The sequence below is a fragment of the Idiomarina sp. OT37-5b genome (assembly GCF_002968395.1).
Taxonomy (GTDB): Bacteria; Pseudomonadota; Gammaproteobacteria; order Enterobacterales; family Alteromonadaceae; genus Idiomarina; species Idiomarina aquatica.
The window spans coordinates 368,333-386,366 of record NZ_CP027188.1 but is presented as its reverse complement, the minus strand read 5'-3'; the positions used below and the strand labels follow the sequence as shown (position 1 = coordinate 386,366).

The 18,034-nt window shown below is 52.0% G+C and carries 18 protein-coding genes; 8 read left to right on the top strand and 10 right to left on the bottom strand.

Annotated elements, in window-relative coordinates; translation table 11 throughout:
• Positions 1-14: 14 nt before the first annotated feature.
• From C5610_RS01870 to ampD, 9 genes are all read right to left on the bottom strand, one after another.
• Positions 15-371: a hypothetical protein gene (locus C5610_RS01870; RefSeq protein ID WP_105305628.1), complete on the bottom strand. Its 357-nt coding sequence runs from the start codon at positions 369-371 to the stop codon at positions 15-17.
• Positions 372-393: 22 nt separating this feature from the next.
• On the bottom strand, positions 394-2,472 hold the full coding sequence (locus tag C5610_RS01865) for a M13 family metallopeptidase (RefSeq protein ID WP_105305627.1): 2,079 nt from the start codon (positions 2,470-2,472) through the stop codon (positions 394-396).
• A 24-nt stretch (positions 2,473-2,496) separates the two neighbouring features.
• Positions 2,497-2,784, bottom strand: a complete 288-nt coding sequence (locus C5610_RS01860; protein ID WP_105305626.1) for an encapsulin-associated ferritin-like protein — start codon at positions 2,782-2,784, stop codon at positions 2,497-2,499.
• A gap of 139 nt (positions 2,785-2,923) precedes the next feature.
• Positions 2,924-4,351 (bottom strand): dihydrolipoyl dehydrogenase, encoded by a 1,428-nt coding sequence (gene lpdA / locus C5610_RS01855; RefSeq protein WP_105305625.1) that lies wholly within the window; start codon positions 4,349-4,351, stop codon positions 2,924-2,926.
• 136 nt (positions 4,352-4,487) lie between these two features.
• Positions 4,488-6,251 carry a dihydrolipoyllysine-residue acetyltransferase gene (gene aceF, locus C5610_RS01850; protein WP_105305624.1) on the bottom strand — a complete coding sequence of 588 codons (1,764 nt, stop codon included), beginning with the start codon at positions 6,249-6,251 and terminating at the stop codon, positions 4,488-4,490.
• A gap of 11 nt (positions 6,252-6,262) precedes the next feature.
• A complete protein-coding gene (gene aceE / locus C5610_RS01845) occupies positions 6,263-8,935 on the bottom strand; it encodes a pyruvate dehydrogenase (acetyl-transferring), homodimeric type (RefSeq protein WP_105305623.1) in 2,673 nt (890 codons plus the stop codon).
• A gap of 24 nt (positions 8,936-8,959) precedes the next feature.
• Complete coding sequence (gene pdhR, locus C5610_RS01840; RefSeq protein ID WP_105305622.1) at positions 8,960-9,706, bottom strand: pyruvate dehydrogenase complex transcriptional repressor PdhR; 747 nt, start codon at positions 9,704-9,706, stop codon at positions 8,960-8,962.
• Between the two features lie 139 nt (positions 9,707-9,845).
• Positions 9,846-10,676: a regulatory signaling modulator protein AmpE gene (ampE, locus tag C5610_RS01835; RefSeq protein WP_105305621.1), complete on the bottom strand. Its 831-nt coding sequence runs from the start codon at positions 10,674-10,676 to the stop codon at positions 9,846-9,848.
• Positions 10,673-11,236, bottom strand: a complete 564-nt coding sequence (gene ampD, locus C5610_RS01830; RefSeq protein WP_105307669.1) for a 1,6-anhydro-N-acetylmuramyl-L-alanine amidase AmpD — start codon at positions 11,234-11,236, stop codon at positions 10,673-10,675. The genes ampE and ampD overlap by 4 nt, the downstream gene beginning before the upstream one ends.
• Before the next feature lie 66 nt (positions 11,237-11,302).
• Between ampD and nadC the strand changes: the two genes are divergently transcribed.
• The 8 genes from nadC (at position 11,303) to yacG (ending at position 17,611) form a co-directional block, all read left to right on the top strand.
• Positions 11,303-12,166 carry a carboxylating nicotinate-nucleotide diphosphorylase gene (nadC, locus tag C5610_RS01825; RefSeq protein ID WP_105305620.1) on the top strand — a complete coding sequence of 288 codons (864 nt, stop codon included), beginning with the start codon at positions 11,303-11,305 and terminating at the stop codon, positions 12,164-12,166.
• A 75-nt stretch (positions 12,167-12,241) separates the two neighbouring features.
• The gene (locus tag C5610_RS01820; RefSeq protein ID WP_105305619.1) at positions 12,242-12,709 is read left to right on the top strand and encodes a prepilin-type N-terminal cleavage/methylation domain-containing protein; all 468 of its coding nucleotides are present in this window, start codon (positions 12,242-12,244) and stop codon (positions 12,707-12,709) included.
• A complete protein-coding gene (locus C5610_RS01815) occupies positions 12,706-14,034 on the top strand; it encodes a GspE/PulE family protein (protein ID WP_105305618.1) in 1,329 nt (442 codons plus the stop codon). Before C5610_RS01820 ends, C5610_RS01815 begins: the two co-directional genes overlap by 4 nt.
• Positions 14,021-15,067 carry a type II secretion system F family protein gene (locus C5610_RS01810; protein ID WP_105305617.1) on the top strand — a complete coding sequence of 349 codons (1,047 nt, stop codon included), beginning with the start codon at positions 14,021-14,023 and terminating at the stop codon, positions 15,065-15,067. Before C5610_RS01815 ends, C5610_RS01810 begins: the two co-directional genes overlap by 14 nt.
• Positions 15,068-15,079: 12 nt before the next feature.
• Positions 15,080-15,940: a prepilin peptidase gene (locus C5610_RS01805; RefSeq protein ID WP_105305616.1), complete on the top strand. Its 861-nt coding sequence runs from the start codon at positions 15,080-15,082 to the stop codon at positions 15,938-15,940.
• Positions 15,922-16,545 carry a dephospho-CoA kinase gene (gene coaE, locus C5610_RS01800; RefSeq protein WP_262339961.1) on the top strand — a complete coding sequence of 208 codons (624 nt, stop codon included), beginning with the start codon at positions 15,922-15,924 and terminating at the stop codon, positions 16,543-16,545. Before C5610_RS01805 ends, coaE begins: the two co-directional genes overlap by 19 nt.
• Positions 16,546-16,619: 74 nt before the next feature.
• Positions 16,620-17,402 (top strand): cell division protein ZapD, encoded by a 783-nt coding sequence (gene zapD / locus C5610_RS01795; protein WP_105305614.1) that lies wholly within the window; start codon positions 16,620-16,622, stop codon positions 17,400-17,402.
• 17 nt (positions 17,403-17,419) lie between these two features.
• The gene (gene yacG / locus C5610_RS01790) at positions 17,420-17,611 is read left to right on the top strand and encodes a DNA gyrase inhibitor YacG (RefSeq protein ID WP_105305613.1); all 192 of its coding nucleotides are present in this window, start codon (positions 17,420-17,422) and stop codon (positions 17,609-17,611) included.
• On the opposite strand, the gene mutT is transcribed toward yacG, so the two are convergent.
• On the bottom strand, positions 17,612-18,034 hold the full coding sequence (gene mutT / locus C5610_RS01785; RefSeq protein ID WP_105305612.1) for an 8-oxo-dGTP diphosphatase MutT: 423 nt from the start codon (positions 18,032-18,034) through the stop codon (positions 17,612-17,614).

Sequence of the window (18,034 nt, the reverse complement as noted above, 5' to 3'; positions counted from 1 at the left end):
AAACGTACTTCGGGTTATGCAACCATCAATTTCGGTGGACGAATAAGACGTTCATTGCGCTGCCAGAGGGCCATCTCGCGACGCTCAAACAGGGTAAAGAATGATGTTGAGGGGAATTGGGTCAGTAAACTGACTAAGCCAATTTGGCCAGCACAGTGTTGTTCACAATGCTGGCAAAATGAGCTTTCTTGTTCGCACGAGGCGGATATCGTTGCTTGCTCGGCCTCGTCACAGCAGTCATGCGATTCGCCGACCTCCTGAGACATAACACTTACGGTATCTGCCATTGGCATAGCGTGCATTGCCGGCGAGGAAAAGCTCCCCGCCAGCAGCGCCACAATCAATGTCAAAACAACCGTAAGTGTTTTCATAGTCGTTAGTCTAACAGAGCGCTTACCAAATCGTCACGCGATTTTCCGGCGCCACGTACAGCTCGTCACCCTGCTTCACCTCAAAGGCTTCGTAGAAAGCCGGAACGTTGACCACGGTACCGTTAACACGGTACTCGGCCGGTGAATGCGGATCACTCATGACTTGCTCGCGGATCGCGTCTTCGCGGTACTTACCACGCCATACCTGCGCCCAACCGATAAAGACACGTTGTTCGCCGGTAAAGCCATCCAGTTCCGGTGCCGGTTCGCCGTTGAGCGATTTTTTATACGCTTCATAAGCGATGGTTAAGCCGGCCAGGTCACCGATGTTTTCACCCAGCGTCAGGTCGCCGTTAATGTTCAGACCTTCAATCGGCTCGTATTGGCTAAACTGTTCAGACAACTGCTGACCACGCTCATCAAAGGCTTCACGATCGGCATCGGTCCACCAGCTTTCCAGGTTACCATCGCCATCGTATTTAGAACCCTGGTCGTCAAAGCCGTGACCCATCTCGTGGCCGATAACCGCGCCAATACCGCCGTAGTTGACCGCCATTTCTGCGTTCATATCAAAGAACGGAGGCTGCAAAATACCGGCCGGGAAGACGATTTCATTACGTACCGGGCTGTAATAGGCGTTCACCGTCTGTGGCGTCATACCCCAGTCTTCTTCATCAACAGGACCACCGATTTTGGCGATTTCTTCCTGATAGTTGAATTCTGCGTAGGCTTTGTAGTTACCGACCAGATCGGTTGCCGAAATTTGCAGATCGCTGTAGTCGCGCCACTCGTTCGGATAACCCACTTTCGGATCGAACTTAGCCAGTTTGTCTAAGGCTTTTTCCTTGGTCTCGTCGGTCATCCACTCAAGGTTGCGAATCGATTCTCCATAGGCTTCACGCAAGTTTTCGATCAACACTTCCATTTTCTGCTTGGCTTCCGGCGGGAAGTATTCTTTCACATAAACTTGCCCCAGTACTTCGCCCAGGATGCCGTTAGTGGCGTCAACACCGCGCTTCCAGCGTGGTTCTTGTTCAGGGATACCGCGCAGCGTTGAGCCATAGAAGGCAAATCGGCGCTCACCGAACTCTTCACTCAGGATGGGGGCGGCATCGTTAACCATGCGGAAACTTAAATAGTCTTTCCAGGTTTGCAAATCAACGTCGGTAAACAACTCACCAAACGCTTCAAAATACGACGGCTGACGAATGACCATAGCCTCTACGTCGCTCAATCCTGCCGTTTCTACCCAAGCCGAGAAATCAAAATCACCCAGCATATCGGCAACTTCTGCTACGGTCTTTTTGTTATAGGTTTTATCGGCATTGCGGCTTTCGACCCGTGACCATTGAATTTCAGCCAGTTGGGTTTCTAACTTCAGGATGCGTTCTGCCGCCGCTTCCGCATCTGCCACACCGGCCATCGCCAGAATGTCAGCGGCGTAGTCCTGGTAAGCATTACGGAATTCTTCGAATTTCTCATCGTCTTTCAAGTAGTAATCGCGATCCGGCAGACCCAGGCCCGATTGGGACACGTACATCGCATTGACTTGCGGATCTTTGGCATCCGGATAAACATAAAAGCCAAACGGTGTTGAGACACTTTGGCGACTGAAACGCGCCATATGTTCGGCGACTGCAGAGTGACTGTCCAGCGCGGCAATGGCATCTAGGTCGCTTTGGATCGGCTTAACACCCAACTCATTCAGTGTTTCGACGTCCATGTACGCGTTGAAGAAATCACCGACTTTGCGCTCATTAGAACCCGCTTCCGGGTTTGAATTAGCGGCCTTTTCAATGATGTCACGTAAGCGCTTCTGGTTCTGTTCACGCAAATCGTAGAACGCACCAATCGAAGAGCGATCGGAAGGAATTTCTGTGCGCTCAATCCAGGCACCGTTCACATGACGATACAAATCGTTCTGTGGCTTAACACTGTGGTCAAAGTTCTCTAAAAAGACACCGGACGACAACTGTTGTTGTTGCTGTTGCTCGGCACTCGCCTGTTGGTTGTTCTCATTTTGCGCTTGTTGTGGTGAACAGGCTGACAACGCCAGCGCCATTGATACACTGGCAGCGACAGTAGCTAATTTCAGTTTCATTATGTTTTCCCTGGTTTTCTTGTTCTAATCGTGTTTTAAGGATTTATCCGTAAACAAATAGTCTTTTAGCTCTTCATCAAACTTCGGATCTTTGCGTCGGATCCACTCCAACATCATCGCTGCATGCTCTTTTTCCTCATCGCGGTTATGAATTAACACCGCTTTAAGTTCTTCGTCCTTGCACACATCGATACGTTGGTTGTACCAATCGACCGCTTCCAGCTCCTCCATCAGTGAAATGATGGCTCGGTGCATGTCACGCGTTTCGTCGGATAACAGCTCGTAGGGTTCGTGGTATCCTTCGTTGGCCATAACAGCCTCCTTAGTTTGGGGTTGAGTCTATGTTAGACAACTTTGTAAAATTATCGCATTGTTACGCGACACGCAAAGAAAAACGGCCGCATTCGCGATGAATGCGGCCGTTTTACCGTTCATTAAACGTAACAGTCTGTTACTTTTTCTTTTTCGCCTTTGGATTCGGCATGTCCGTAATCGAACCTTCCTGAATCTCAGCGGCCAGACCGACTGACTCATGCAGCGTTGGGTGAGCGTGCACGGTCAAAGCGATGTCTTCGGCATCACAACCCATTTCGATGGCCAGGCAGACTTCACCCAGCAGCTCGCCGGCATTGCTGCCGCACATAGCACCACCGATAATGCGGTTGTTCTTATCAAAGATCAGTTTAGTCATACCCTGTTGCGCATTAGAGGCAATGGCACGACCTGATGCTGACCAAGGGAAGGTGACCACATCGTATTCGATGCCTTTCTCTTTCGCTTCTTTTTCAGTAACACCTGCCCATGCTACTTCTGGGTCAGTGTACATGATCGAAGGAATGACTTTAGGCTCGAAGAAATGCTTCTTACCAGAAATCACCTCGGCAGCAACGTGAGATTCGTGTACGGCTTTGTGCGCCAGCATTGGCTGACCAACGATATCGCCAATGGCGAAGATGTGGTCAACGTTGGTACGCATTTGGCTGTCAACGTTGATGAAACCGCGCTCATCCACTTTCACACCGGCTTTGTCAGCGTCAATTTTGTTACCATTCGGCGCTCGGCCAACGGCAACCAGAACTACGTCGTACTTAACCGGTTTCTCTGGCGCGTTCTTGCCTTCAAAGGTCACGTAAATGCCGTCTTTCTTGGCTTCAACGTTGGTCGCCTTGGTGCTCAGCATGATGTTTTCAAAGCGGCCTTTGATTTGCTTATTGAAGCTCTTGATAATATCGGCGTCAGCAGGTGGTACAAGCTGGTCGGTCATTTCGACAACATCCACTTTAGAACCCAGCGATGCGTAAACCTGACCCATTTCCAGTGCGATAATACCGCCGCCTAACAACAACATTTTCTTCGGAATTTCTTTTAATTCCAGCGCGTCAGTAGAATCCCATACGCGCTCATCGTCATGCGGTACAAACGGCAGTTTGATTGGTTGTGAACCGGCCGCAATGATAGCGTTATCAAATTCAACGGTGGTTTCACCGTCATCACCTTCTACTTTGATGGTGTTGCTGCCGGTAAATTTGCCGTAACCATTAACGACTTTGACTTTACGCATTTTCGACATCTGACCTAAGCCACCGGTCAGCTGGCCAACGACTTTTTCTTTATGCTTACGCATTTTTTCCAAGTCGATTTTTGGCTCACCAAATTCAATGCCTTCAGCCGCAAGATTTTTTGCTTCTTCGATGTGCTTGGTCATGTGCAGCAGTGCTTTTGACGGGATACAGCCAACGTTCAGGCAAACACCGCCTAAGGTGCTGTAACGCTCGATCAAAACAACATCAAGGCCTAAGTCGGCGGCACGGAAAGCTGCCGAGTATCCGCCTGGGCCTGAACCTAACACCACTACCTGTGTCTTAATTTTGTCGCTCATGTTAACCCCTTGTTTGTTACGGCTGGTTGAGCCACCAGCCGAGGTCAGTCAACGCTAAAAAGTGGCGCTATTGTAGCGCGAATTGTTTCGTATTTCTTGTGCAAAATGATCGTAGCTCGTGCCACTGGCACGAGACTTACAATACCAATTTGCGAATGTCGCCCAGCACCTGACTGAGGTAGCTGGTAAAGCGCGCGGCTTCCGCGCCGTCGATCACACGGTGATCGTACGACAGTGACAATGGCAACATCAGTCGCGGCTCGAACTCTTTGCCATTCCATTTCGGCTTCATCTCGTTACGTGAAACCCCCAGAATAGCAACGTCCGGTGCATTAACAATCGGCGTAAAGGCCGTACCGCCAATGCCACCCAAACTTGAGATAGAGAAACAACCGCCCTGCATGTCAGCGGCTTTCAATTTGCCGTCTCGTGCTTTGGCACTGATCTCAACCAGTTCTTCGGATAGTTCGTAAATGCCTTTTTTATCCACATCACGAATAACCGGAACCACCAGGCCGTTTGGTGTATCAACCGCAATACCGATGTGTACATATTTTTTCATGTACAGCGACTCACCCGACTCTGACAAGCTCGAGTTAAAGGTCGGGAACTCGCGCAACGCTTTGGCACAGGCTTTCATGATAAACACCAACGGTGTGATCTTGAAGCCAAGATCTTTCTTCTTCGCCACCTCGTTCTCGGATTTACGGAAGTTTTCCAGCTCGGTGATATCCGCTTCGTCAAACTGCGTAACGTGCGGGATGGTTACCCAGTTACGGTGCAGATTAGGGCCAGATTTACGTTGAATCCGCGACAATTGCACTTCTTCGACTTCACCAAACTTGCTGAAATCAACTTTTGGCGCATCGATGACCTGCAGACCGCCACCGCCCTGGCCAGTTGCACCCGCAACCGCTTTCGGACGCGACAGTTCGTACTTAACGTAGTCTTGTACGTCTTCTTTCAGGATACGCCCTTTTGGTCCATTGCCTTTGACCTGGGACAGATCCACACCAAATTCGCGGGCAACGCGACGTACCGCCGGTGACGCATGAATGACGTGCTTATCTTTGCGCTCAGTCGGGTGATCCGGTACCGGCGGCTGACGCTCGGTGGTTGGCGTCGCACGCGAGCTACTGTCTGACGAATCGTCTTGTTTTGGCTTGTCTTTCGATTCGCTTTTCTCGGTGCTCTCTGTGTTCTCTGTGGTTTGCTCTTGAGAACGCTCAGACGCATCCGCAGTGTCCGCCGAACCGCCAGCCACTCTCAGCTTAGCAATGACCGACCCCTGCGAGACTTTATCACCCTCTTTTACCAACATCTCAACGATCTCGCCGTCATCAGGACACGGCACATCCATCGTTGCTTTATCGGTTTCAAGCGTAATCAAGCCATCTTCTTTGGCAACGCTGTCACCTTTCGAGACCAGGATTTCAATGATTTCGACGTCTTCTTCATCACCGATATCCGGGACTTCCACGTCAATCACTTTGGCTTCGCCAGCGCTCGCCTTGCGGTCAGAATCCGAGCTTTCTTTTGCTTCGTCTTCTGGCTCAGCCTTGCTTTCTGCCTCAGCCTTATCGTCGCTTTTTTCATCGCTGTTTGCTGTGTCGTCAGTGCTCTCTTCGGTTGCCTCGTCGGCATCGTCCGAGGAGCCCGCATCCGCCGCTTCGACCAGCGCCAGCACGTCACCTTCGCTGATGGTATCGCCTTCCTTAACCTTCAGCTCGACGATTTTACCGCCGGCTGAAGCAGGGATATCCATGGACGCTTTGTCACTCTCGACGGTGACAATACCGTCTTCTTTTTCGACGGTATCACCAACGCTGACTAACAATTCAATGACTTCGACTTCTTCACCGCCCACGTCAGGGACTTTGAGTTCGATTGTATCGGCCATCTCAGTACTCCTTATGCGTTACGTGGGTTGATTTTGTCGACATCGATACCGAAGTCTTTGATCGCTTTTGCGAGCACTTTCTTGTCGATATCACCGGCATCAGCCAGTTCTTTCAGTGCCGCCACAACGATGTACTCCGGACTTACTTCAAAGTGCTTACGCAAATTGCTGCGACTGTCCGAACGACCAAAGCCATCGGTACCCAGCACACGGTAAGAGGTCGGTACCCACGCACGAACCTGATCAGCGTACAGCTTCATGTAATCCGTTGCTGCTACCGCCGGACCTTTCGCGTCTTTCATCACTTTGGTGATGTAGGCTTCTTTACTGTCTTTATCGGCATGCAGCATGTTGTGGCGATCAACGTCCAGACCATCACGAGCCAATTCATTAAACGACGTTACACTGTATACCGTTGAGTTAATGTCAAACTGCTCAGCCAGCATGTCAGCGGCTTTACGCACTTGTTGCAGGATAGTACCGCTACCCAGTAACTGCACATCGCCTTTGGCTTTGTTCTTCGCCTTGACGTTGTCCAGTACGTAAATACCTTTAAGGATGCCTTCTTCAGCTCCTTCCGGCATTTCCGGCTGCTGGTAGTTCTCGTTCATTACCGTCAGGTAATAGAACACGTTTTCCTGGTCTTCGTACATACGCTTAAGACCGTCGTGTACGATAACCGCAATTTCATAGCCGTAGGTTGGATCATAGCTGATGCAGTTAGGTACCGTACCAAACAGAATGTGGCTGTGGCCATCCTGGTGCTGCAGACCTTCACCGTTCAGCGTTGTACGACCCGCGGTACCGCCAATCAGGAAACCACGAGTTTGGCTGTCACCGGCAGCCCAGACCAGGTCACCGACACGCTGGAAGCCAAACATTGAATAGTAAATGTAGAACGGGATCATCGGCTCATTGTTCAGTGAGTAGCTGGTACCCGCTGCCACCCACGATGCCATCGCACCCAGTTCGTTAATACCTTCCTGGATAACCTGACCTTTTTTGTCCTCACGATAGTAAGCAACCTGATCAGCATCTTGTGGTGTGTATTTTTGACCGTGGTGTGCATAGATACCCACCTGACGGAACAAGCCTTCCATGCCAAAGGTACGCGCTTCATCCGGAATGATCGGGACAATTCGCTTACCAATTTTCTTATCTTTCAACAACGCCGTCAGCACACGGACAAATGCCATGGTCGATGAAATTTCGCGATCGCCGGAACCTTTAAGAACCGCATCGAAGGCTTTCAGCGCAGGCAGTTCCAGTTCAACGTCACTTTGCGCACGGCGCACAGGCATATAACCGCCCAATGCTTCGCGACGCTCTTTCATGTACTTCATTTCGTCGCTGTCTTCGTCGAACTTGTAGTACGGCAGGTCTTCCAGCTCACCGTCCTTGAATGGAATGTTGAAGCGGTCACGCAAGTGCTTGATCGCGTCCATGTCCATTTTCTTAACCTGGTGCGCAATGTTTTTACCTTCACCCGCGGCGCCCATGCCATAACCTTTAACGGTTTTCGCCAGGATCACCTGTGGACGATTTTTGGTGTTCACCGCTTTGTGGTACGCCGAGTAAACTTTCACCGGATCGTGGCCACCACGGTTCAGACGCCAGATATCCTCATCGGACAGGTTCGCCACCATTTCTTCAGTTTCAGGGTATTTACCGAAGAAGTGTTCACGAGTGTACTTGCCGCCTTTGGCTTTAAAGTTCTGGTAGTCACCGTCAACGGTTTCTTCCATCAACTGACGCAACTTACCTTCGGTGTCCCGGTACAACAACGGATCCCAGTAACGGCCCCAAATCACTTTGATCACTTCCCAGCCGGCACCACGGAAGGTTCCTTCCAGCTCTTGAATGATCTTACCGTTACCACGCACCGGGCCGTCCAGGCGCTGCAGGTTACAGTTAATCACGAACGTCAGGTTATCCAACTCTTCGCGCGCTGCCAGGCTGATAGCACCCAAGCTTTCCGGCTCATCGGTTTCACCGTCGCCCATAAAGCAGTATACGCGTTGATTTGAACAGTCTTTAATACCACGGTCAGTCAGGTACTTCAGGAACCGCGCCAGGTAAATGGCTTGAATCGGACCAAGCCCCATAGATACCGTCGGGAACTGCCAGAAGTCCGGCATCAAGTTTGGATGCGGGTACGAAGGCAGGCCTTTGCCTTCAACTTCCTGACGGAAATTGTTTAATTGCTCTTCGGTCAGACGTCCTTCAATAAAGGCTCGGCCGTAAATACCCGGCGACGCATGGCCCTGAATGAACAGGAAGTCACCGCCGTCACCGTTACTCGGCGCACGGAAGAAATGGTTAAAGCCTACGTCATACAGCATCGCCGACGAGGCAAAGCTAGCAATGTGACCACCCAGCTCTTCGCCTTTTTGCGAGGCACGCAATACCATCATCACGGCGTTCCAGCGAATCGCTGAACGGATACGTGCTTCCATGGTTTGGTTGCCCGGCATGGTCGGTTCCTGGCTGGCAGGAATCGTATTCAGGTATGACGTTGTTGGACGATACGGCAAATACGCACCATTGCGGCGCGCTTTATCGATTAATTGCTCCAACAAGAAGTGGGCGCGCTCGGGGCCTTCGGCATCAAGCACACCCTCAAGAGCGTCTAGCCACTCCTGAGTTTCCTGCTGGTCAACGTCTTTGTTTAATTCTTCACTCATAGCTATTCCTTACCGTTACGTTATTCAGGAACGACGCAGCGAGCGTTGGATGCGTGACTGTTCCTTGGTCATTTCCAACAATGCCTGTTCAATATAGGACAAATGTTGATGACACGCATCCCGCGCCTGCTCCGGTTGCCCCCCAATAATTGCCGCAGCAATCTGGGAGCGATGTTGATTGAGCTGCTCAATAACCTCGGGGTTTTGAGCCAGTATTTCTAAATTTTGTTTGATGTTTTCCGCGAGCAATTCTTGCATTCCCATCACCACATGCAGTAACACCACATTGTGGGATGCTTCTGCGATACGTAAGTAAAAACTCACTAACGCATCAACTTGCGCATCAATATCACCCGCTTGTGATTCAATGATGTTATTGATACTCAGTTTGATCCGATCCAGATCGGAATCGGTTCCTCTCAACGCCGCATAAAACGATGAGATACCCTCTAAGGCGTGACGAAACTCCAGCAGGTCAAATTGCGACTCCGGATGTTTCGCCAGCAACTCAAACAAAGGGGTAGTCACCTTGTCATTCAAGGTATCGGTAACATAAGTGCCGCCGCCTTGACGACGATCAACTAAGCCTTTGGCTTCGAGCTTTTGAATCGCCTCGCGCAGCGATTGTCTGGACACATTAAATTGCTGCGCCAGATCGCGCTCTGACGGGAGTTTTTGGCCGGCAACGAAGCGCCCGTCAACGATCATCGCTTCAATTTCGGCAACGATCTGGTCGGAAATTTTCGTTACTTTTATTTGCTGAAACGGCAAAATGCGCGACTCTCCCGATAGTTCGATAAATCGTTAGGTAAATTGGTCTGACCAAACAGTGCGGTTATTTTAATCCATAACGGCCTATAACCCAAATTTTTTCTGGTCTGGTATGACCTGCGCAGAATGATAATTTGCGTTAATGCAGTCCGCCGGACAACGTCAGCAACGCGATAACACACAACCACACCAACTGTTGTCGCTTCATTAATCCCAACTGCGCGGTGACCGCATCGGTTTTATCATCCGGGTGATGGGGAAGATCCTCCGCTTTAGCAATAAGGTTTGCGAGAATCCGGTCATTGGGACGGTTGAAGTCGGTTAATGAGGCCAGCCAAACCGGCAAGGCGCGAGAAAAATGGCCAACCACCAGCAATCCCAAACCGGTCAGTCGAACCGGAATAAAGTCGACGGCCCAGCGGATGCGATCAAGGGGCAACGCGCTAAATTGCGATTGATACTGTACCTGAGCGCTGCGGATAGAAGCGTACGCTAAGGCACCAAAAACCCCAAACACCACAAAAAAGAAAATGATAGCGACGTAATATTGGTAGTTTAACCAGCATACGGTGTCTTCAACAGCACGCGTATCATCGTGACCGGCGAACGCCTGCAACTGCTGTTCTTGCCGCTCCGTTGGCTCGCCTTTGTTGGCCGCTTTTAAATACTGTTTATAGGCGTTTCGCGCCGGCTGACAGCTACAAGCCACCAATAAGGCAATGATACCACCGATAAAGGTCACCAATAGATTGTCGAGCCAACTGACCAATAGTCCTGCCGCCAACGCTGGTAACAACAACCACAGCATTTGCACCCATGGCTTTTGTAGCTGCTGCTGGTAACGGCTCGCGGCGAGTTTTTGCTGGCTCCAGTCAAGCCAACGGCCAAGCAGAAAATCCATCTGCCAGAAAGCGGGTAGATGCGTAACACGCTCAATACTTAGCGCTATCAGCAGTGCGATGAGGATCATATCCTCTCCTTAGTCAGTTGCTGCAGAAAGTGTGTCCAGTCAAAGCCTTGGCCCGGATCCGTTTTACGTCCGCGGGCGATGTCTTCATGGCCGACAATACGACCTGAACGAATGCCCGGATAGTCCTGCATCAAGGCCTGCGTCACCGAGACCAACTGTCGATATTGTGCCTCAGTATAAGCCTCTTTATCCGTCCCTTCCAATTCTATGCCGATGCTATAATCGTTACAACGCTTGCGCCCGCAGAAGCTGGATTTACCGGCATGCCAGGCACGTTTATCAAAACCAACGTATTGCTCGATATGGCCGTTACGACGAATGACGAGGTGTGCGGAGACCCTTAATCCGATCAACGGTTCCAGCGCGCTACCCGGTGCTGGTTTTAGTGTGCCCATAAATAACTGTTCAACAAAGGGGGTGCCGTACTCGCCTTCCGGCAAACTGATACAGTGGATCACCAGTAAACTGATGTCCGCCGGGTCGGGGCGTTCATCGAAATGAGGTGAGGGTCGTCGGTCGACGCTCTCCAGCCAATGGTTTTTGATGCTATGTCTTTTCACCGCGGTCGCAAACAGGTAAAGTTTGCCCCCTAGTATCGTCATTGTGCTGATAAAGGTAAAGTCGTCATGGAAGTGTTGTCCCAATCCGAACTGCAATCGCTGCAACAACAAGTTACTCTGGCATTACAGGAGGACTTATCAGCGGTCGATGCCGATTACGATATTACCGCACAGTTAATCGCCGCAGACAGCCATAGCAATGCGACCATTATTACCCGCGAAGACATGGTCATGTGCGGCGTGGCCTGGGTCAACGAAGTATTTCAACAGTTGGATGAGCGCGTTGCCATTGACTGGCAAGTCAGCGATGGCGAGGCGGTCAAGGCCGGTACCGTGTTGTGCAAACTCAGCGGCCCCAGCCGCTCGCTACTGACCGGCGAGCGCACGGCTCTGAACTTTCTGCAGACGCTGGCAGCCACCGCCACGTTAACGGCTCAGTACACCGCCTTACTTGAGGGTTCAAACACGCGCTTACTCGATACTCGCAAAACCCTGCCCGGCTTAAGACTGGCGCAGAAGTACGCCGTTCGTTGCGGTGGCGGTAAGAACCACCGTATTGGTTTGTACGATGCCTACCTGATCAAGGAGAACCACATTGCAGCCTGTGGCGGTATCGCTAAAGCGATCGCCAGCGCGCGTCAGTTGCATGCCGATAAACCGGTCGAAGTGGAAGTGGAAAACCTGGATGAGTTTACCCAGGCACTCGACGCTCAGGCGGATATTGTCATGCTTGATAATTTTTCATTAGCTGATATTGAACGCGCCGTTGCCATCAATCAACAACATGCTCACCCGGCTAAGCTGGAGGTGTCCGGCAACATCACGGATGCCCGTCTGCATGAACTGAAAGCCACCGGTGTTGATTTCATTTCCTCCGGCGCACTGACCAAAAACGTGCAAGCCATTGACTTGTCCATGCGGATAAGCTGATCTCGTACGAAACAATAGAGTTGCCGGTAACAGCAGCCTCTACCATGCTTGCGGTTTTCATCATTGGAAACCGCTATGCTCATAACACACGCCCGCCCTGCGCTTAAACCCGCCTTCAGCCTGATCGAGCTGATGGTTGTGGTTGCCATTATCGGTATCCTCTCCTCTTTCGCGGTACCGGCTTACCATCATTACACCCAACGCGCCAAAGCCGCTGAAGCAATACAACATGCGCAGCCGATGCAACTGGCGATTGCGCTGTGTTGGCAGGTTGAAGGCAGCCTCGACCGCTGCAACCGCCCTGGACAACGAGGGCTACCAAACCTTCCGCTGCCGTTGCCGGACTCGCTGAGCGACTTTCAAGTGCTTGATTCAGCGTCCATTCAGTTGGAACTGCGCGAAGTCACTCAAGACAACACGGCCGTTGTGGTCGAGTTAAGTCCGCAACTGCAGCAAGGCATGCTGAACTGGATAACCCGCTGTTCAGACTACGCATCAGGACGCTCAGCCGTAGCGGCTTGCCAGGCAGATTTACGTCAATGATCGGCGGTGAATTTGTCAGTCTGCCGCGGCAACAGCTCGAGCCGGAACAACAACTGGCTTTGGCGGTGCAGTGTCCGCCACAACAGTTATGCTTGCTTTATCAAGGGGCCGACACCGCAGTACTGGCTATTGCTGAAGCACTGTCCTGTCGGGCGACGCAATTACAATTTGCCTGGCAACAGGTGCATTCGTCACAGCTCATCCTGATTGCGCTCAGCGACACGGTTCCTGTACTGTTTAACTGCCAAACGCAAAGCGTAGCAGAATGGCTTGATGCGCTATTACGCTACGCCCTGTCACAGCGCGCTTCCGACATTCACTGTGAGCCGACGACACTGGGTTTGCGCTTGCGGCTTCGCTTAGCGGGTCAACTGGTGACCTTGCAACACCTATCCTTAGAGCATGGCCGGCAACTGATTGCGCGAGCAAAAGTGATTGCCGATCTCGACATCAGCGAGCAACGACAACCGCAGGATGGTCGCTTTTCCATTGCCCTGAACGACCAGCACACACAAGACTTCCGGATCAGCACGTGTCCGGTGCTGCATGGCGAAAAGCTGGTGATACGCTGTCTTGGCACCTTACAGCAGGTAACCGCTCTGAGCCAACTGGGCATGACCGATGCGCAGCGTCAGCAGGTGACCCGGGCACTGACATTAAAGCAAGGACTGATTTTGGTCACCGGACCCACCGGCAGCGGTAAAACGTCGACGCTTTACAGCCTGCTACAGCGCTTAAATCAGCGGGTGTTGAACATTTGTACCGTCGAGGATCCGGTCGAAATACGCTGTGACGGCATCAATCAGGTACCGGTGCAGAGCCGGCGACAGCTTACCTTTGCCCGTATTCTGCGCAGCCTGCTCCGACAAGACCCGGACGTGCTGATGATCGGTGAAATCCGTGATGCAGAAACCGCACAGGTTGCCTTACAAGCGGCTCAGACCGGCCATTTAGTACTGGCCTCATTACATACTAACGGCGCTTTAGAAAGCCTACAGCGGCTTCAAGCGCTGGGCGTCAGCAGCAACGATGTCGGTACCGCGCTGAGTCTTATCATCAGTCAGCGCTTACTGCGACGCTTGTGCCAACACTGTGGTGGGCGCGCTTGCGCGCACTGCCATGACGGTTATTTTGGTCAATTAGCGGTGTTTGAAGTGGTTCCCTGGCACAGTTCCAGTCATCAGCAGTTAGTGCAGGCTGGCAGCATTCGTGATTATTTATCCCAACAACAACTGCCGACGTTACAACAGCATGCTCAAGCCTGTGTTGAAGCTAGGTTGACGTCCGCACAACAAGCGGAACGACTGCAAAATGTCAGCCTCTGAACGCGACTTTACCCCGTCTCAACAGCAACAGCTGATTGCCGCCTTTGAGCAGCTTGCGCTGCTCATCGATAGTGGCCTGCCTTTGCGCGCGGCCTTGTTCGTTGTCCATTCCCAGCTGTCATCGGCGACCATACAGCAATGCTTCGCAACCTTTATTGCCACCGTCGACGATGGTTTACCGCTGCATAAGGCGGCCAATCACCTGCCAAGACGGTTACCTGCCGCCATGTTTGGCTATTTACAACTTGCCGAACAAAGCGGGCAGTTCGCCACGGTGTTGCAGCATATGGTGCAGGATTATCAACAACGCCAGCAACAGCGCCGCTTATTGCTACAAGCCATCCGTTATCCGGCCGCCATTTTTGCCGTTGCCATCGTGGTTACGGTGGTCTTGCTGGTCTGGGTATTACCGCAATTCACCGCACTGTTTCAGACTCAGCAACTGCCGATGCTGACGCAAGCTCTGCTGCAATTATCGGCACTGATGCAGCAACACGGCCTGACGATGCTCGCCGTCAGCGTCAGCACGGTGTTGCTGTTCAGCGCCATACGACGCTATCACCCGCAACTGTGGCAGCGGCTACTGCTGCGTTTACCCATCGTAGGACCATTGTTGCGGCTGGCGCGGACGCAGCAGCTGTTCGCCCAACTGAGTCTGTTGTTACGGGCAGGAATGGCGGCAACCGCGGCCTTGCAACTGGTTGCCGCGAGTAGTCCATGGTTTCGCACCCGGGCTGACTGCGGTGCTATCGGCAGTGCCATCGAGCAGGGTAAAAGTTGGTCTATTGCGATCGCAGAGCAACGATTGGACAACACCTTGATTAACGCGTACTTAAAAACCGGCGAGCAGACCGGCCGGATTGATGACATGATGACGCGCCTGGCGGCCGAGCTCGGCAGACGCTTTGCGCATCAGTGTGCGCAACGTTTAGGTTTAATCCAGCCCTTGCTGATGCTGAGTTTAGGCGGCATCATAGGCACTCTTTTGCTGGCCATGTATCTACCAATATTTAACATAGGACAGCAGTTCTAATAGGAAAATACCATGGAAAGTCTTTACGCTGCAGGCCAGTGGCCGGCGATTTTAGTTGCTGTATTACTGGGCGCCAGTATTGGCAGCTTTTTAAATGTGGTTATCGTACGTCTGCCGAAGCAGTTACATCAGCAGTGGCAACGTGAATGTGCAGAACTCAACGGACAACCGGTGAAAGAGCTGGATCGCTATAACTTGGCACATCCTCCTTCACATTGTCCGCAGTGTCAGCAAGCCATTGCCTGGTACGACAACATTCCGCTGCTCAGCTACCTGATGCTCAGCGGACGCTGTCGTCATTGTCGTGAATCGATTCCGATTGTGTACTGGCTGGTCGAGGTAGTGCTGACCCTGATCGCTGCATTTGCCGCCTGGCAATTGGGGTTAGGCTTAACCTTTGCCGTGGTGGTGACTGTTGCATCCTTGCTGGTGGTAATGACCGTTATTGACAGTCGTCATCAATTGCTACCGGACCAATTAACCTACTGTTTGTTATGGACAGGACTGTTATGGTCTCTGCACGATGCCGCCAGCATAACCCCCTCACAGGCCATCATTGGTGCCGCCGCGGGCTACTTGAGTCTGTGGTCGGTGTACTGGGTATTTAAATTGCTGACCGGCAAGGAAGGTCTGGGCTACGGCGACTTTAAACTGCTTGCCGCCATCGGCGCCTTCACCGGTGCCAGTTTGCTGCCGGTTACCATTCTTGCCAGTTCGCTGGTCGGCATTGTGGTGGGGGTCATTGCAATGATAAAACGGGGGCATTCGGCGCCGATTCCTTTTGGTCCATTTTTAATTGGCGGCGGCCTCATCAGCTTTTTCTGGGGTGAGCAACTGCTTCACGGTTACTGGCAATGGCTGGGGTATTCCTGATGTCGAACTATGTGGTCGGGCTAACCGGTGGAATCGGCAGCGGTAAAACCGCCGCCTCCGACTTTCTCGCCTCGTTGGGCATCGACATTGTTGATGCCGACGTGGTGGCACGCGAAGTGGTCGAACCCGGTAGCCCTTGTTTAACAGCCATTGCAGAGCACTTCGGCGAGCGCGTTATCGATGCGCAGGGGCAACTCAACCGCCGTGCATTACGCGATATCGTATTTAACGACGACCGTGCGAAAGAATGGCTGAACCAACTGTTGCACCCGGCGATTCGAGAGCGGCTGTTGGCTCAATTGCAACAAGCCGATTCGCCCTATGTGGTGCTGGTAGCCCCGTTGTTGCTGGAAAACCAACTGCAGCGCTACTGTAACCGGGTATTGGTCATCGACGTTCCCGAAGCCTTACAACTTGAACGCACTATGCAGCGGGATAACAGTGAACAGCAACAGGTTGAGGCCATTATGGCATCGCAACTGACTCGCGAGCAACGCTTACAGCGAGCTGACGATATCGTCCACAATGACGCCGACCTGATCCATCTGCAGCAGCAGTTGACGGCATTGGACAAACGTTATCGCCAGTTGGCCAAAGGCTCTTAACAGAGTCGGCATTGCACCCCACCACGATTCCGTTATCATAGGCGACAATCACTATTAACCAAACGAGAGCCTAGATGCCCGAACAACTGCCATCCAGTGTTATCTATGAATACCCTCTGCAGGAGCGTTTTCGTACGTACTTGCGACTCGAGCACAGCTTTAAACAGCTGCACTCGGCACTGGCAGTGCTCGGTGAACACCCGGAACCGTTCTTCAGTGCGTTGTTTGCTGCTCAGGAATTGATTGAACGTAGCGACATTCGCACCGAACTGAGCAAGGACCTTGATCAGCAAAGGCTGTTCATGAAACGCTGGGAGCAACACCCGCAAATTGATCAGACGGCACTGCAAGGTGCTCTGCAAAGTGTTCTGGCAGCGGCTGACAATCTGCAACAGGTGCCGAAGGAATTACGTTTGATAAAGGATGACCGGTTTCTCGCCAGTATCCGCAATCGGTTTGCTCAACCCGGAGTGACCGGACTGTTCGAATTACCGCAATTACAACTTTGGTTACAACAGCCTTCGGCTACTCGCCAACAACACGCGCAGCAGTGGCTGGACTGTTTTGCCCCCATCGCTGCTGCGGTTGAACTGCAATTGGAATTAACCCGTCAGCAGGGTCAATTCAGTGACGTCGTCGCAAATAACGGATTTTGGCAGGAAAGCTGTGAGCCATTAGCGCTTTTGCGCATCAAGATTGCAGCAGAACATGCCTGTTACCCGGTCATCAGCGGCCACCGCCAGCGTTTTACGCTGCGCTTGATGACGCTGGCCGAAGGCGAAGCCAAGCAAACCGACGCCGTCAGTGATAATGTGCCACTGGCGATTGCGCGTTGCCCGTTACTCACCAATACCTAAACGATTAAGAGAGAACTATGCCCACGTCTGTACCCTGTCCCACCTGCCAAACGACGGTAGAATGGTCCGATAAATCGCCCTTTAAGCCATTTTGCAGTGAGCGCTGCAAACTTATCGATTTAGGTGAATGGGCCAATGAAGAGAAAGCGATCCCGGGTGAGCCGGCGGTGATACCCGACCAGCAACCCGGTAATGATGAAGCTTATTGATTAATAACTGTTGAGCGTCTCGACCAGGCGCTCAACAATGGGTTGGTTAGCGTCCGGGAACTGAAACGCGTCCAGTTGTGCGATATCAACCCACAACCATTTCTGCCCTTCCAACTGACGCGCTTCGCCGCGGTATTTCAATACCCACCAGACATCCAGTAACACCCGTTTATCATGGTACTGATGTTCGACCACCGTCAGCGGAGCACAGTCGATAACCTCGATATTGCACTCTTCTTTCAACTCACGGGTCAATGCCTGTTGAACGCTTTCGCCGGCTTCCACTTTACCGCCGGGGAACTCCCACTTGCCTCCCTGATGCTGCTCAGGAAGCCGTTGGGCGATAAAAATTTCGCCGTTCTCGTTTTCGATAACCCCAACCGCAACGTGTACGGTTGGGAGCTGACTGTCTGAGTCACTCAT

Bases quoted from the DNA above. Each gene is read 5' to 3' on its own strand.
- aceF (WP_105305624.1), bottom strand. From the start codon at position 6,251: ATGGCCGATACAATCGAACTCAAAGTCCCTGACGTGGGCGGTGAAGAA.
- nadC (WP_105305620.1), top strand. From the start codon at position 11,303: ATGGAAGTGTTGTCCCAATCCGAACTGCAATCGCTGCAACAACAAGTT.
- coaE (WP_262339961.1), top strand. From the start codon at position 15,922: ATGGCTGGGGTATTCCTGATGTCGAACTATGTGGTCGGGCTAACCGGT.
- zapD (WP_105305614.1), top strand. From the start codon at position 16,620: ATGCCCGAACAACTGCCATCCAGTGTTATCTATGAATACCCTCTGCAG.
- aceE (WP_105305623.1), bottom strand. From the start codon at position 8,935: ATGAGTGAAGAATTAAACAAAGACGTTGACCAGCAGGAAACTCAGGAG.
- C5610_RS01820 (WP_105305619.1), top strand. From the start codon at position 12,242: ATGCTCATAACACACGCCCGCCCTGCGCTTAAACCCGCCTTCAGCCTG.
- lpdA (WP_105305625.1), bottom strand. From the start codon at position 4,351: ATGAGCGACAAAATTAAGACACAGGTAGTGGTGTTAGGTTCAGGCCCA.
- yacG (WP_105305613.1), top strand. From the start codon at position 17,420: ATGCCCACGTCTGTACCCTGTCCCACCTGCCAAACGACGGTAGAATGG.
- C5610_RS01860 (WP_105305626.1), bottom strand. From the start codon at position 2,784: ATGGCCAACGAAGGATACCACGAACCCTACGAGCTGTTATCCGACGAA.
- C5610_RS01865 (WP_105305627.1), bottom strand. From the start codon at position 2,472: ATGAAACTGAAATTAGCTACTGTCGCTGCCAGTGTATCAATGGCGCTG.
- C5610_RS01815 (WP_105305618.1), top strand. From the start codon at position 12,706: ATGATCGGCGGTGAATTTGTCAGTCTGCCGCGGCAACAGCTCGAGCCG.
- mutT (WP_105305612.1), bottom strand. From the start codon at position 18,034: ATGAGTGACTCAGACAGTCAGCTCCCAACCGTACACGTTGCGGTTGGG.
- C5610_RS01810 (WP_105305617.1), top strand. From the start codon at position 14,021: ATGTCAGCCTCTGAACGCGACTTTACCCCGTCTCAACAGCAACAGCTG.
- C5610_RS01805 (WP_105305616.1), top strand. From the start codon at position 15,080: ATGGAAAGTCTTTACGCTGCAGGCCAGTGGCCGGCGATTTTAGTTGCT.
- ampE (WP_105305621.1), bottom strand. From the start codon at position 10,676: ATGATCCTCATCGCACTGCTGATAGCGCTAAGTATTGAGCGTGTTACG.
- C5610_RS01870 (WP_105305628.1), bottom strand. From the start codon at position 371: ATGAAAACACTTACGGTTGTTTTGACATTGATTGTGGCGCTGCTGGCG.